The sequence below is a fragment of the Pseudomonas sp. LBUM1666 genome, assembly GCF_059695775.1.
The window spans coordinates 1,128,687-1,143,242 of the sequence record NZ_CP166789.1; the positions used below are offsets into that span (position 1 = coordinate 1,128,687).

Genomic DNA, 14,556 nt, shown 5'->3' on the forward strand with positions numbered 1-14,556 from the left:
TAGGACGAGGCACCGCGATTCAGCCTGGCAGTCGTGCACTGACAAGGCACAGGCTGCGGTGCTGGCGAAGCTGAATGAGGGTGTGAGAGGTTTTCATGTCTTCAACCCTAACCGCGAGGGTGAAGGATGGCAAGCGGTCGAAAAAAATTGAGAGGAATCCTCGAAAAGTCGTGGTTATCGAGATTTTATTGCGGTGAACGGTGGTGATTGTTTTTATGTTTGCGCGAGGTTTGAGCGATGCGCAATTGAAAGTTAGCGGCTGCGGCTCGGTCAGGGCGACTATTCTTAAAGACTCAACAGGACTACTGGCAGGCAGGAGTCGGCAATGAACGAGTCGGATTGGAAGCTTTATAGTGCGCTGCGTCCGCTGGCCCATGAGCGGCTATGCATCCGGATCATGGAAGAGGTCGAGCGAACGGTGCTGGATAAAAGCCTGGTGCCTTATGAGCGGATTGAAGCCAGTGAAGAAAGGCTGAAGGCTGGTCAGCAGGAGCTGTATTGGGCGTTTGGTGTCTTCAGTCACTCACGCAGTGAGGCGCCTGCTCACTTGCTGGGGTTGTGTACTCATGAATTGATCACCGCTGAAGAGTTGGCCGGTTTTTCGGAGGAAACTCAGGCGCGGATCAAAGAGTGCTTGGCGCACAGGGAAATCCATGGGATTGAGGACCTTGAGGCGGAATAAGCGGTCGCCTGTGATGCCCTCATCGCGAGCAAGCTCGCTCCCACATTGGATTTCTGGTGAATACAAAATCTGCATTCACGCCGATCAACTGTGGGAGCGAGCTTGCTCGCGATGAGGCCAGCCGCGTCACCGCCTATTGTCAGGGCTGAAATGCACCTATAAAGATAGCCGGATCCACTCGCGCATCATTCAGGCTGACGTTCCAGTGCATATGCGGCCCGGTCGCGCGCCCGGTGGCACCCACTTTCCCAACCACCCCACCACGGGCCAATTGCTGGCCCACCTTCACGTCGATTTTCGACATGTGGCAAAACATGCTGATAAAGCCCTGCCCGTGATCGACGAACACCGTGTTGCCATTGAAGAAGTAGTTGCCGATCAGGATCACCTTGCCGGCAGCCGGAGTCTTGATCGGCGTACCGGCCGGCACGGCGAAGTCCAGGCCGGCGTGAGGATTACGCTCTTCACCGTTGAAGAAGCGGCGCACGCCGAACTTGCTCGATAGCGGGCCGTTGACCGGTTTGTCCAGCAACAGGTTGCTCGGGGTGTTTGGGCTGAAGCTGCGGTAAGCCTGGATCTGTTCGGCCAACTCACCCTCGATGCGCTTGAGATTCTCCGGGTTCGGATTGACCTGCTGCGTGTTCTTCAACGTGATGTGCTGTTCCGGGTATTTCTTGTTACCAACGTTGAAATTTAGAGTGCGACCGCCACTGCTGACCTGCTGAGTGCCCGGTTTAACCGTCAGCGGCACACCGACAATCGCCAGCCAGTTGTTCTGTTCCTTGACCACCAGCACAGGCTTGCCTTGATAACTGGCCTTCGGCGCCTGCGCAGAGGCACCCAGATCCACCACGGCCACGCCGCCCGGCACCGGTTTGTTCAACAGGCGAGTGATGTAACTGTCGGCGTGGGCGTTGAAGGTCAGGCACAGCAACAGCAGCGGAGCTAAAAAACGCGGCATGGATCAATCCAGTAAAGAAAGGGTGACAGGCGTCAGGTGATTGTCTTCGACCCGCACTTGCAGTTCGCCTTCGCCAAGTCTGGCTTTCAGGCGCTGACCATTGTGGGTTTGCGCTGCGTTGCGGATCGCGTTGCCGCGTTCGTCCAGCAGAATGCTGTAGCCACGGCCGAGGGTCGCCAAAGGGCTGACCACATGCAGCGTCTGCATCTGGCTTTGCAGTTGCAGGCGACGGGATTTGAGCCCTTCGCGCATGGCTCGAGGCAGGCGTTCGGCAAGACTGTCGAGGCGCTGACGGAGCATCGCCAGTTGCCGCCCGGGATGTTGCCCGGCGAGGCGGGTTTCCAGGCGGATCAACCGTTCGCGACGGGTATTGAGGCTGCGTTCGAACGCGCGGCGCATGCGCATGTCCAGATCGTCCAGGCGTTGCGCTTGCTGGCGTAGACGTTCACCGGGATGGCGCAGGCGGCGGGACATGCCTTCCAGGCGCAGTCGATCACGCATCAAACGGTCGCGGATACGCATCACCAGCCGTCGATGCAGGCTTTCGACCCGACGGACCAGGTCACTGGAATCCGGCGCGAGCAGTTCGGCGGCGGCGGACGGCGTCGGGGCGCGGACGTCGGCCACGAAGTCGCTGATCGACACGTCGGTTTCATGGCCGACGGCGCTGACAATCGGCGTCACGCAGGCATCCACGGCGCGGGCCACAGCTTCTTCGTTGAAGCACCAGAGGTCTTCCAGCGAGCCGCCGCCACGGGCCAGGATCAACGCATCGAAACCGCGGGCGTCCGCCAGCTTCAGTGCGCGAACGATTTGCGCAGTGGCTTCGCGGCCCTGCACGGCAGTGGGGATCAACGTCAGTTGGATCTGCGGTGCACGACGCCGGAACACGCTGATGATGTCGCGAATCACCGCGCCAGTGGGCGAGCTGATAATGCCGATGCGTTGCGGATGCGCGGGCAGCGGCACTTTGCGCTCGGCGCTGAACAGGCCTTCGGCGCTGAGTTTTTCCTTCAAGGCATCGAAGGCCAGACGCAGGGCGCCGTCACCGGCCGGCTCCACGGTATCGAGGATCAGCTGATAGTCACCACGGCCCTCGAACAGCGAAACCTTGCCGCGGACCTTGACCGCCAGGCCATCCTTCAACGCCTGACGAACCCGCGCCGCGTTCTGCCGGAACAGTGCGCAACGCACCTGGGCACCGCTGTCCTTGAGGGTGAAATACACGTGGCCGGACGCCGGACGGGCGAGGTTGGAGATTTCGCCTTCGACCCAGATGTTGCTGAACACGTCTTCGAGCAACACCCGCGCGCGGCCGTTGAGCTGGCTGACAGTCAGGACTTCACGGTCCAGGCCGAGTCTTGCAAAGGGATCTTTAATCATGGGGCGCAGTTTAAAGGCATTCGAGGATCAATCTCCACGACCTTGCAGCACAGTGCTGAAATGCTCGACAAATTGCTGAACCAGCGCCGTGGAATTCTGCCGGCAGGCAAGGGCGACGGTGCTGTGGCAATCCGGGTCGGCCAGGGGCAGGAAACGAATGTCGGGCGGCGCGATGTCCTGCATCGACTCCGGCAGCAGGGCGATGCCGAATCCGGCCTGGATCAATTGCAGTTGCGTGGTCTTGCGCGACACCACCCGGGCCGCCCGGGGAAAGAAACCCTGACGCATGCACAACTCGGCGGACAGATAACTCAATCCACCGCGTTGGGGATGGGGAATGGAGATAAAGGCTTCGTCCTTCAGTTGCGCCAGATCGATGCCTTGAGCGGACTTATCCACAGCCAGGCGATGATTGGGTGGAACGGCCAGCAGCAAACGTTCACTGTAAAGCGGAACAATCTGCACACCTTCACGCTGACGCAAAACCGGCAGACGCAGCAGGCCGACATCCAGACGACCATCGGCCAACTCTTGCAGCTGCGCTTCGGAGGACAGTTTGACGATGTCCATGGATACGTCGGCCTGCTGCTCCAAATAATCGCTGATACCCCGCAGCAGGCGGCCGCTCATGGGGACGGTGCTGGAGTGACTCAGGCGCAGGGTGCCACGTTGTCCATTGCCGACTTGGGTGGCCATCTCGCTGGCCTTGGCCAATTCGTTCAGCAGGTTTCTGGCTCGCGGCAAGAACGCCTCGCCAGCGGCGGTCAGTCGAGGCTGGCGTGCCGTGCGTTCGAACAAAGGTGTTTGCAGGCGGGTTTCCATGTCCTTGATCTGCCGGCTCAGGGCCGACTGCGCGACGAACAAACGTTGCGCCGCTGCGCTGAAACTGCCGCACTCGGCAATTTCGACGAAATAACGCAATTGACGGGTTGATAGCACAAGACATGCCTTTTTGAGATGAGATGGCGACTTTGAAGATATTAGTCGCAAGACTCGGCGCTGGCTAAAGTCATCACAGGTATTTAATGAAGGCGTGCAGATGAACGTGCTGGAGTTGTTGCACCAATGGCCATTCGGCGCTACGGATTGGCTGGTAATCGCGTTGGGCATTGCCCTGGCCTACATCGTGTTCGGTATTGCCGGTTTCGGCACTGCATTGGTGGCGGGGCCGATTCTGATCCTGTTCATGCCGCTGTCGAAGATCGTGCCGCTGTTGGTGCTGCTGGATTTTGTGGCGGCGTTCGGCAATCTGCTGCCTTCGCGACGGGATGTGGCGAAGCCTGAGTTGCTGCGGCTACTGCCGTGCATGGCGGTGGGCTGCACGTTGGGGGTGATTTTTCTGTTGAACCTGAAATCCGATGTGTTGTTGCTGTTGATGGGGCTGTTTATCAGCGCCTATGCGATTTACAGCTTGTGGGTCAAAACCCGTCCGACGCAATTGTCCGCCGGTTGGGCCGTGCCAATGGGCACGGTGGGCGGGATGTTCGGGGCATTGTTTGGCAGTGGCGGCTTTTTATATGCGATCTATTTGAACAGTCGCCTGCCCAAAGAGGCGGCCCGGGCGACCCAGAGTGCGCTGATCAGTTGCAGCACCGTGGTGCGCTTGAGCCTGTTTGCCGTCGCAGGTGTGTATGCCGAGCTACCCTTGTTGGTATTGGCGCTGTGTTTATTGCCGGCCATGGCATTGGGGCTGTGGATCGGCCGGCGGTTGACCATGAGATTGTCCCGCGAGGCGTTTGTGCGGCTGGTGACCTGGTTGGTGCTGGCCAGCGGAATTGCCTTGATCGGACGATATTTGAGTGCTTGACCGGATTTCGTCAGGTATTAAGCTGCCGGCCGCCCTGACGCCTTCGCGAGCAAGCTCGCTCCCACAGGAGATCGCATCCTACTGGACAACTCGGTCAACTGTGGCAGCGAGCTTGCTCGCGAAGGCGTCATCCGGCACACCGCAGAACTTTCTATTTAACGCAGTAGGCTGCATCCATGAATTCCCAAAGCATCATCGTCCCGAAAATCTCCACACTGCCGGTGCACGAACCCCGGGCCCGGGCGGTCGTGCGTTGGCTGGTGCGCAAGAACATCGTCAAGGAAGAACTGACCACCTGTGGCCGCACCGGCAATCGCATGGCTCATGCCATCGCCGACGGTGCCCGCGCTGTAGTGCTTCACCCTGAAGCGCTGCCATTCGGCGAACCGGTCAATGGCCTGGAAATCATCACCAAGCGCTGCATCTATACGCCGGCCAAGGGTTTCCTTGAAGAGGCGGGCTGTGCCGAGTGCCGCAAGGAAGTCGGCGAAGCGCTGTTCGACAGCCTGGAAGACTGGATGCCGGGGCGCACCGATAACTTCACCTGTCCGGAATGCGGACATGAAGATGACATCAACGGCTTTCTTTTCCTGCAGGAATGCGGCTTTTCAAACCTGGGCTTTATCTTCAACAACTGGGCCGAGGCCGGGTTCAAACAGAGCTTTATCGACGAATTTGCCGATTGGCTCGATCAGCCTGTCAGTTGGGTGAAAGTCGAGCTGTAGGAGACGACAATCCCCGTATATCAGTAATGCTAATAATAGACAGAGTTTTACATTGAACCCGAGGGGGTGTCTGACTATAATGGCGCGCTTCCATTTTCCCGCTCGGGAGCCCCCGCGATGCTGCGTATCAGCCAAGAAGCTCTGACATTCGACGACATTCTCCTAGTGCCTGGTTATTCCGAGGTGCTTCCTAACGAAGTCAGTCTCAAGACCCGCCTAACCCGTGGCATCGAGCTGAATATTCCCCTGGTTTCTGCCGCCATGGACACCGTTACTGAAGCCCGTCTGGCAATTGCCATGGCTCAGGAAGGTGGCATCGGCATTATCCACAAGAACATGACCATCGAGCAGCAAGCTGCCGAAGTGCGCAAGGTCAAGCGTTACGAAGCCGGCGTGGTCAAGGACCCGATCACCATCGAGGCTGACGCCACGGTTCGTGAACTGTTCGAACTGACCCGCATGCACAACATCTCCGGTGTTCCGGTACTGCACGATGGCGACCTGGTCGGCATCGTCACTTCCCGTGACGTACGTTTCGAAAACCGTCTGGACGCCACCGTCCGTGAAGTGATGACGCCTAAAGAGCGTCTGGTCACGGTCAAGGAAGGCGCCGACAAGAACGACGTCCGCGAGTTGTTGCACAAAAACCGCATCGAACGCGTGCTGATCGTCGACGACAAATTTGCCCTCAAAGGCATGATGACTGTCAACGACATCGAAAAAGCCAAGGCTTACCCGCTGGCCAGCAAGGACGACCAAGGTCGTCTGCGTGTTGGCGCTGCTGTCGGTACCGGTAAAGACACCGGTGATCGCGTAGCCGCCCTGGTCAATGCCGGCGTTGACGTGGTGGTGGTCGACACCGCTCACGGTCACTCCAAAGGTGTGATCGACCGCGTTCGCTGGGTCAAACAGAACTTCCCTGAAGTGCAGGTCATCGGCGGCAACATCGCCACCGGCGCTGCCGCCAAGGCCCTGGCCGAAGCCGGCGCTGACGCAGTCAAGGTCGGTATCGGCCCAGGCTCGATCTGCACCACCCGTATCGTCGCCGGTGTCGGCGTCCCGCAAATCAGTGCCATCGCCAACGTCGCCGCTGCCCTTGAAGGCACTGGCGTTCCGTTGATCGCCGACGGCGGCATCCGTTTCTCCGGTGACCTGTCCAAGGCCATCGTTGCCGGTGCTTCCTGCGTGATGATGGGCTCGATGTTCGCCGGTACTGAAGAAGCACCGGGCGAGATCGAACTGTTCCAGGGTCGTTCGTACAAGGCTTACCGCGGCATGGGTTCGCTGGGCGCCATGTCCCAGGCTCAAGGCTCCTCCGACCGCTACTTCCAGGACTCCTCGGCAGGCGCCGAGAAACTGGTTCCGGAAGGGATCGAAGGGCGTGTTCCTTACAAGGGCACACTGAGCGCCATCATCCATCAACTGATGGGCGGCCTGCGTTCCTCGATGGGTTACACCGGCAGTGCCGACATCGAAGAAATGCGCACCAAGCCTGAGTTCGTGCGGATCACCGGCGCTGGCATGGCCGAGTCCCACGTTCACGACGTACAGATCACCAAAGAAGCGCCAAACTACCGCGTAGGTTGAGCCTTTTAGCAAAAAGTTAAGTAACCGGGGCTGTTTTCAGCCCCGAGTTGTTTCTGATTCTCTTCACCCGAATTGCATAGACGAGACTGACCCCATGGCCCTCGACATTCACGCTCACCGCATCCTGATCCTCGACTTCGGTTCCCAGTACACCCAACTGATTGCCCGCCGCGTGCGTGAAATCGGCGTGTACTGCGAACTGCATCCGTTCGACATGGACGACGAAGCGATTCGCGAATTCGCACCGAAGGGGATCATCCTCGCCGGCGGCCCCGAGTCCGTACACGTCGCCGACAGCCCGCGCGCACCGCAAGCCGTCTGGGACCTGGGCGTACCGGTCTTCGGTATCTGCTACGGCATGCAGACCATGGCTGAACAGCTGGGTGGCAAGGTTGAAGGTTCCGAACTGCGTGAGTTCGGTTACGCCCGTGTCGACGTGGTCGGCAAGAGCCGCCTGCTCGACGGCATCGAAGACCACATCGACGCCGACGGCCTGTTCGGCCTCGACGTGTGGATGAGTCACGGTGACAAGGTCACCAAGATGCCTCAGGAATTCCATATCCTGGCCAGCACCCCAAGCTGCCCGATTGCCGGCATGTTCGACGACGCTCGCGGCTACTACGGCGTGCAGTTCCACCCGGAAGTGACTCACACCAAGCAGGGCGGTCGCATCCTCTCGCGCTTCATCCTCGACATCTGCGGCTGCGAAGCCCTGTGGACGCCTTCGAAGATTGCTGAAGACGCCATCGCCAACATTCGCGCCCAGGTCGGCACTGACAACGTACTGCTCGGCTTGTCCGGCGGTGTGGACTCCTCGGTGGTTGCCGCGCTGCTGCACAAAGCCATTGGCGACCAGCTGACCTGCGTCTTCGTCGACAACGGCCTGCTGCGTCTGCACGAAGGCGAGCAAGTGATGGCCATGTTCGCCGAGAACATGGGCGTCAAAGTGATCCGCGCCAATGCTGAAGATCAGTTCCTGAACAACCTGGCCGGCGAGTCCGACCCAGAGAAGAAGCGCAAGATCATCGGCCGTACCTTCATCGACGTATTCGATGCCCAGTCCAACAAACTGGACAACATCAAGTACCTCGCCCAAGGCACCATCTACCCGGACGTGATCGAGTCGGCTGGCGCGAAAAGCGGCAAGGCTCACGTGATCAAGTCGCACCACAACGTGGGCGGCCTGCCGGAAGAAATGAACCTCAAGCTGGTTGAACCCCTGCGCGAGCTGTTCAAGGACGAAGTCCGTCGTCTGGGCCTGGAACTCGGCCTGCCGTACGACATGGTCTACCGTCACCCGTTCCCGGGCCCGGGCCTTGGCGTTCGCATCCTGGGTGAAGTGAAGAAGGAATACGCCGACCTGTTGCGTCGCGCCGACCACATCTTCATCGAAGAGCTGCGCAAGGCCGACTGGTACCACAAAGTCAGCCAGGCGTTCGTGGTGTTCCAGCCGGTGAAATCGGTTGGCGTGGTCGGCGATGGCCGTCGTTACGCCTGGGTCGTTGCCCTGCGTGCCGTGGAAACCATCGATTTCATGACCGCGCGTTGGGCACACCTGCCTTACGAGCTGCTGGAAACTGTCAGTGGCCGGATCATCAATGAAATCGAAGGCATCTCCCGCGTTACTTATGACGTGTCGAGCAAGCCGCCAGCGACGATTGAGTGGGAATAATCCCGCGCAAGTCTTGATGGCTTGATAGCAGGAAACTGAAAAGGCCGTGTGAACACTGTTCACACGGCCTTTTTGCGTTTTAGACGCCGGGTAGTCGGACGGGGGTCATGCCCATTCTGTGCAGCGCTGAACTCAAGGCGTCGGGGGTTTGAAAGCGTCGGCCGTTGATCTGCCAGGCATCCCGTTCGACGTAGTACCCATCTGCATCATGCTTGATGGGCGTTCGAACGAGTTTGCCACGGGTGATGATGCCGTTACTGGTGATGACTCTGTTGGTGAGGGTTCTGCTGCGGTGAACCAGCAATGGTTCGCCGGTACTGGTGCTGAGGGTGTACGTGCCAGGACTGGGTAGCCCATCCTCCAGCCTTTGCGCCAAATTCACGTTTTTCGGCGTCGGGATTTGCAGCAATAAGTCATTTTTGGCAAAACGGGCTGCTCGCCCAGGGCCCGCCTCGTCGGATACCCCCGGGTCGACCTTGATCCCGCCGAGCTCATCCGGGCCCACGCTTTCAATGCGCAGCCCGATGCTGCCTTCAAGTTCGCTGATACCCGCCACGCCGGCATAGGTATTGGCGTGGCTGTTCCCGACCAACGCCACCCAGCGATGCGCGCCTCTGGCGGTCTGGTCGGCGCCGATGACTTGGTGGGCGAAGAAATTCATCATTTTTTGCCGAAAATTGATGTTTGCCCCCTGAATGCCAGTGCTGCGGTAACTGGCGAGGCAGTCGATGGCCTGAACGCGAATATGGTTTTTTTGCGCCGTCCTGACCACCTGCTCAAAGGTGAATTGTTCGCTGGGGTCAGTCGAAAAACCTGCATCAAGGTCCTTGAGGTAGCTTTCCAGATCCTCGGACATCACTCCAGTGCGATTGAACGCATCCAGGTCAGCCTGATGGAAATCGGTCAGCAGATGCTCCATGTACAGGGTTTTGACCTTTTGTTTGCGCAGCACGCTCATGTTCTCGACCAGAAACTGTTTGCTGCCCACGCTGGAGTGATTTTCACCGATGACCAGGCTCTGTGACCGCTTGAAAAGGGTCTTGATGATGTCCTTGAGCTTTGCATTCGCAATGAACGATGGAATGGTCGGCCTGGGTGGCAGCGTCGGTTGCGAATAGAAGGTCACGGCGTCGTCGTGCAGCGTTCGGCGCAGTCTCTTGAAGGCTTCCAGCTCATCGTCCGGATTGTCGGGATTCACAAAACCGTCCTTCAAAGCCCCCTTCGGGGCCATACCCTTGGCCGCCTGTTTGAGGGCTGGCTTGATGTCCTGCGGAACATCGTATGCAGTCGCCGGGGCATCGAAGTCCGGGAGTGGCGGCTCGGCCCTGGCAAACAGATCGGCAAACTTGCCACCTCCCGCCAGGCCGGGACGCGTGAGGGCCGTCCATTCACCCTGTTCATTCAGGCGCACCGGTATGTTGCGAAAAAAGGAGTGGGGATTGGCCGAGTCGACGATTGTCCAGGTCCTCATGTCATTGCTGTAACGCACCAGATAAAAACTGTCACCGATGGCAATGTAATTACCCCCTGTCTGGGGTTGATAAATGCCCTGAAATTTACCTTCGTCACTGACTGGAGAGTCACCGTCGAGAATCTCGTTGGTTTCAAAAGGGGTCAGGATGTCGGCGTCGGTCGGGCCAGGAGCAATGGTTTCGATGGCAGGCAGTGACGCGGTGCCGGTTTCAACGTCTGCGTTCAGCGCTTCCTCGGGCGTGAGGACCTCTTCAGCCTCCAGCACCTCAGCCAGTTCGCTCGCGCCGCGCACAAACGGCAAGTTGAACAGCACCTCCACGCTGCCAAGGATGGCGCCAGCCACAGCAGCCTTGCGTTCAGCCGGGGTGTGGCCGTTGATGGCCTGGTCGATGTGAAGCCCTACATTGGCAATGCCTGAGCCGATGACGACCAGCGCCGCAGGCCATGCGAGGGCGGCCATTGGCCCGAACGTGTGGCTGAAGGCATTGAGATAGCCGATCCACAGTTTCTTCCTGATCTCGCCGTTGGAGTGCAACAGGAAGTGGGCATCGCTGAGCATGCGGTCACGGGTGGAGTGACTCAGGTGCGTAAACGCATCACCGGCAATTTTCTCACCGCGATAATGGAGTAAATGATGGTCCGCGACCTCATAGTCGCCAGGTAACACGTCATACGCATGGATGAGGCCGACATTATCAATGGGCGTTTCTTCGAACGCGTGGATGATCAGGCCAATGCCGGTGAAGTTGGCGAGCTTGTGCCCTAGTGAAGTGGGTCTTTCCTGAAGAATGTCGCGCTCTTCCTGTTTGAAGTGCATGAGCATGCGTTCACGGCCTTCGGCGTCCTTGACCTCATTGATCAGCCATTCGTGCAGCTCCTCGACCTTGTTAAAACAGTGAAATCCTCTGGGTTCGCCCGGAACGTAGAGAATGTTCAGGTCACTGTCGTCAGTGATGCTGAGGATGTCCGTCGACACGAAGTGGTCAATGCAAAACTTGCGAATCGATAAACCGCTGCCCGTTGGTGCCTCGTCCATCAACATTTGTCGGGTGAGTGGCCGGCTCACATTGCCGACGACAGCCCTGAGCACTGTAGTGAAGTGTTCGCGGGTCAGGTGTCCCTTCTCATAGTCGTCGATGGCCTTGGCTATGAAGGTGCACTTGGCCAGTGCGCGGAAATTGGTGCTGTGTTTTTCCCAGAACGTCGCGATGGCCGTCTTGTAACGGTCGCTGAAGTTGATGTCCCAAAAGGCTTTCAGCGCATCCCTGGCGTGTAGGCGAATTTCGTTGGTCTCATCGTAGTTTCCGGCATCCGCACCGACGCGATAGAAGCCGCTGTCAGCGTCCAGCAGGTCAGCGTTGTCCTGGTCGTGAACACTGAAACGCTGCATGACCAGTTGCGGGAAGGTCATCGACTCCCTGGGTGTTTCAAACACATGCTGCCAGCCGGTAAAGGTCTTCGAGCTGCTTTGAGCGGCTTTAAACCGATGCCAGTAGACTTTGTCGGGTTCGATATCCGTGATGTTGTGCTGGACGAGAATGTCTTTGGCGACCTGGTACGCCATGACGTACATGTCGGGGCAATCGGTTACCAGATCAGGGATCAGGGCCTGGAGGGCCTGCGCGTCGGTAGCGTCGGGCAGGGTTATGTCTTGAGTGTCGTCCATGATGCTCGCCTTGAGAGGTTGCTGAGGGGGCGCTCACTATCTCAAGGGGCATCGGTTTCATCTGTAGGGCACTGGGTAGCTGGCGGTGGTCAGTTGCTGACGGAAGACGTAGGAGATGGCAAGTACCAGAATCAGGCTCAGCGCCGTGCAATGTCAGAAAAGTAAAACTTGTCCAGGGTGTGCCGCGATTCGGTGTACTCGAACTGGCGACCGTCCTGCAGGAAGGTCTGGTTGCTGACCACGATCACATGGCTCTGGCCGTCGAGGTCCAGGTGTTGCTGGTCGTCCTTGCTCCGGGGCACCGCTTCGATGGTGCGCTGGGCGTAGGCGATTTGCAGTTGCAGCGTCTGCTCGATGAAGGCGTAGATCGAGTGCTCGGCGATGTCTCGGGACAGGCCGGGAATCACGTCGCTGACGAAATGGTTGATGTCGAGGATCACGCGTTTGCCGTCGATCCGCCGCACTCGCTTGATTCGGGTAATGAGGCTGCCTTCTTCAGCCTGGATGTGTTCGAGCAGAGAACCTTCGAGGGGGATCTGGCTGAACTCGACCACGTCGGTGCTGACATCGTTGCCCAGGCGAGGGTAGGTCTCCTGGAAGCTGACGATGCCGCCCAGCTGAAATTCGATCGGGTTGGTCGACAGCACGAACGTGCCTTTGCCGTGGACCTTCTGAGCGAAACCGCGCTCCTGAAGTTGCTCGATCGCCTTGCGCACGGTGCCGCGGCTGGCCTGATAGCTGTCCATCAGTTCCGTTTCGGAAGGCAACCGCGCGCCGCGTTCCAGACGCTCGGTCGTGATGCTGGCAAGCAGATCGCTGTAGATCTGATTGTATTTACTCATGGGGATGGCTCTGTGCCGCAATGTGCTCAAGGTTTCGAACCTTAAGGGCAGGGTAGGGGTTTGTCCATGCGGCGTTAGGTTTCTTTGACTTTTGAGGTAGGAAATGTCGCCGCCGGTCGGGTTCAGGATAAACAAAATCAAACTCGTCTGTACGAGTTGTTGCTTTAACTCGTACAGACGAGTACTTTTCGTTTCGGCGTGCTGCCAATAACAAAAAACTACAGCGGAAGAACAAGCATGAGCCACGACTATCCGAATATCGCCAGCGAGCTGCTGCAAAGCCTCGGTGGCAGCGACAACCTCGAGCAGGCCGCGCACTGTGTCACACGGCTGCGCCTGGCCCTCAAGGATCCGAGCCTGGTCAACAGCGCCACGCTGAACCAGATCGATCTGGTCAAAGGTTCGTTTTTCACCGGTGGCCTGTTTCAGGTGGTCATCGGTCCCGGCGAAGTGGAAAAGGTCTACGCAGAACTGCGCCGTCAAACCGGTCTCGCAGCTTCAACCATCGCCGACGTTAAACAAAAAAGTGCCGACAAGATCAACGCCATGCAGCGTCTGGTGCGGGTGTTTTCTGATGTTTTCATGCCCATCCTCCCGGCGTTGATCATTGCCGGCCTGCTGATGGGCATCAACAACCTGATCGGCGCCAAGGGCATGTTCATCGAGGGCAAGACCCTGCTGGATGCCTATCCGAAGCTTGACGGGCTCTGGAGCCTGATCAACCTCATGGCCAATACCTCGTTTGTGTTCCTCCCGGCGCTGGTGGGCTGGTCGGCGGCCAAACGGTTTGGCGGCAGTGAAATCCTTGGCATCGTGCTCGGCCTGATGCTGGTTCACCCGGACCTGCTCAATGCCTGGAACTACGGCAAAGCGGTGGCCGGGCTGGATGGGCAGAGCCTGCCGTACTTCGACATCCTCGGGTTGTTCCAGATCGAGAAGGTTGGCTATCAGGGACAGATCTTGCCGATCCTGCTGGCGGCCTACGTGATGAGCGTCATCGAAAAATGGCTGCGGGCACGGGTGCCAAACGCGGTGCAATTGCTGGTGGTGCCGATCACTACCATCGTTGTGACCGGCGTGCTGGCGCTGGCAGTGATCGGCCCGGTGACCCGTCATCTGGGGATTCTTATCACCGAAGGCGTGGTCATGCTGTTCGACCTGGCGCCAATGGTCGGCGGCGCGATTTTCGGTTTGCTCTACGCGCCGCTGGTGATCACCGGTATGCACCACATGTTCCTTGCGGTCGACTTGCAGCTGATCTCCACCCAGGGCGGCACCTTCATCTGGCCGATGATCGTCATGTCTAACCTTGCCCAGGGCAGTGCGGCACTGGCGGTGTTCTACATGACCCGCAACGTGCGGGATAAAAGCATGGCCTCGACCTCGGCGATTTCCGCTTACTTCGGTATCACCGAACCGGCGATGTTCGGGGTCAACTTGCGCTACAAATTTCCGTTTTACGCAGCCCTGATCGGTTCGGCCATGGGTTGCATCTTCCTGTCGCTGAACAAGGTACAGGCCTCGGCGATCGGCGTCGGTGGCTTGCCCGGTTTTATCTCGATCATTCCGCAGTTCATTCCGATGTTCGTGATCGGGATGGTCATTGCCATGGTCGTGCCGTTTGTTCTGACCTGTGGGTTGAGCATGAAGATTGTTCGGCCCGGGTATCGGGTTGCCTGACAGATCGCTATCGCGAGCAAGCTCGCTCCCACAGTTGATCGCATTCCAAATGTGGGAGCGAGCCTGCTCCGGGCGGCG

General features: G+C 58.6%; 11 protein-coding genes. 6 read left to right on the plus strand and 5 right to left on the minus strand.

Annotation, left to right across the window (positions count from 1 at the left end; all coding sequences use genetic code 11):
• The first annotated feature begins 325 nt into the window (after positions 1 to 325).
• Positions 326 to 682, plus strand: coding sequence for a hypothetical protein (locus tag ACA056_RS05040; RefSeq protein ID WP_497270944.1), 357 nt, complete (start codon positions 326 to 328; stop codon positions 680 to 682).
• 139 nt (positions 683 to 821) lie between these two features.
• Here ACA056_RS05040 and ACA056_RS05045 read toward each other — a convergent pair whose 3' ends face one another.
• From ACA056_RS05045 to ACA056_RS05055, 3 genes are read right to left on the minus strand one after another with little or no spacing between them, the layout of a single operon-like run.
• Positions 822 to 1,643 carry a peptidoglycan DD-metalloendopeptidase family protein gene (locus ACA056_RS05045; protein ID WP_348131208.1) on the minus strand — a complete coding sequence of 274 codons (822 nt, stop codon included), beginning with the start codon at positions 1,641 to 1,643 and terminating at the stop codon, positions 822 to 824.
• A 3-nt stretch (positions 1,644 to 1,646) separates the two neighbouring features.
• Complete coding sequence (xseA, locus tag ACA056_RS05050) at positions 1,647 to 3,026, minus strand: exodeoxyribonuclease VII large subunit (protein WP_033061484.1); 1,380 nt, start codon at positions 3,024 to 3,026, stop codon at positions 1,647 to 1,649.
• 27 nt (positions 3,027 to 3,053) lie between these two features.
• Positions 3,054 to 3,965, minus strand: coding sequence for a LysR family transcriptional regulator (locus ACA056_RS05055; RefSeq protein WP_497270947.1), 912 nt, complete (start codon positions 3,963 to 3,965; stop codon positions 3,054 to 3,056).
• 100 nt (positions 3,966 to 4,065) lie between these two features.
• On the opposite strand from ACA056_RS05055, the gene ACA056_RS05060 reads away from it, so the two are divergent.
• The 4 genes from ACA056_RS05060 to guaA all read left to right on the plus strand — a co-directional run bounded on the left by ACA056_RS05060 (position 4,066) and on the right by guaA (position 8,817).
• The gene (locus tag ACA056_RS05060; RefSeq protein WP_497270949.1) at positions 4,066 to 4,833 is read left to right on the plus strand and encodes a sulfite exporter TauE/SafE family protein; all 768 of its coding nucleotides are present in this window, start codon (positions 4,066 to 4,068) and stop codon (positions 4,831 to 4,833) included.
• A 176-nt stretch (positions 4,834 to 5,009) separates the two neighbouring features.
• Positions 5,010 to 5,558 carry a sugar ABC transporter ATPase gene (locus ACA056_RS05065; RefSeq protein WP_497270951.1) on the plus strand — a complete coding sequence of 183 codons (549 nt, stop codon included), beginning with the start codon at positions 5,010 to 5,012 and terminating at the stop codon, positions 5,556 to 5,558.
• A gap of 117 nt (positions 5,559 to 5,675) precedes the next feature.
• The gene (guaB, locus tag ACA056_RS05070; protein ID WP_123368331.1) at positions 5,676 to 7,145 is read left to right on the plus strand and encodes an IMP dehydrogenase; all 1,470 of its coding nucleotides are present in this window, start codon (positions 5,676 to 5,678) and stop codon (positions 7,143 to 7,145) included.
• 94 nt (positions 7,146 to 7,239) lie between these two features.
• Complete coding sequence (gene guaA, locus ACA056_RS05075; protein WP_046046047.1) at positions 7,240 to 8,817, plus strand: glutamine-hydrolyzing GMP synthase; 1,578 nt, start codon at positions 7,240 to 7,242, stop codon at positions 8,815 to 8,817.
• A gap of 79 nt (positions 8,818 to 8,896) precedes the next feature.
• Here guaA and ACA056_RS05080 read toward each other — a convergent pair whose 3' ends face one another.
• Both ACA056_RS05080 and treR read right to left on the minus strand, forming a co-directional pair.
• Entirely contained in the window at positions 8,897 to 11,956 is a 3,060-nt protein-coding gene (locus ACA056_RS05080; protein WP_497270953.1) for a membrane-targeted effector domain-containing toxin, read from the minus strand.
• A 137-nt stretch (positions 11,957 to 12,093) separates the two neighbouring features.
• Entirely contained in the window at positions 12,094 to 12,798 is a 705-nt protein-coding gene (treR, locus tag ACA056_RS05085; protein WP_415773386.1) for a trehalose operon repressor, read from the minus strand.
• Positions 12,799 to 13,035: 237 nt separating this feature from the next.
• On the opposite strand from treR, the gene treP reads away from it, so the two are divergent.
• Positions 13,036 to 14,478 carry a PTS system trehalose-specific EIIBC component gene (gene treP, locus ACA056_RS05090; RefSeq protein ID WP_497270955.1) on the plus strand — a complete coding sequence of 481 codons (1,443 nt, stop codon included), beginning with the start codon at positions 13,036 to 13,038 and terminating at the stop codon, positions 14,476 to 14,478.
• Positions 14,479 to 14,556 lie beyond the last annotated feature (78 nt).

Coding starts and splice junctions, on each gene's coding strand:
- ACA056_RS05040 (WP_497270944.1), top strand. CDS start 326: ATGAACGAGTCGGATTGGAAGCTTTATAGTGCGCTGCGTCCGCTGGCC.
- ACA056_RS05045 (WP_348131208.1), bottom strand. CDS start 1,643: ATGCCGCGTTTTTTAGCTCCGCTGCTGTTGCTGTGCCTGACCTTCAAC.
- xseA (WP_033061484.1), bottom strand. CDS start 3,026: ATGATTAAAGATCCCTTTGCAAGACTCGGCCTGGACCGTGAAGTCCTG.
- ACA056_RS05060 (WP_497270949.1), top strand. CDS start 4,066: ATGAACGTGCTGGAGTTGTTGCACCAATGGCCATTCGGCGCTACGGAT.
- ACA056_RS05065 (WP_497270951.1), top strand. CDS start 5,010: ATGAATTCCCAAAGCATCATCGTCCCGAAAATCTCCACACTGCCGGTG.
- guaB (WP_123368331.1), top strand. CDS start 5,676: ATGCTGCGTATCAGCCAAGAAGCTCTGACATTCGACGACATTCTCCTA.
- guaA (WP_046046047.1), top strand. CDS start 7,240: ATGGCCCTCGACATTCACGCTCACCGCATCCTGATCCTCGACTTCGGT.
- ACA056_RS05080 (WP_497270953.1), bottom strand. CDS start 11,956: ATGGACGACACTCAAGACATAACCCTGCCCGACGCTACCGACGCGCAG.
- treR (WP_415773386.1), bottom strand. CDS start 12,798: ATGAGTAAATACAATCAGATCTACAGCGATCTGCTTGCCAGCATCACG.
- treP (WP_497270955.1), top strand. CDS start 13,036: ATGAGCCACGACTATCCGAATATCGCCAGCGAGCTGCTGCAAAGCCTC.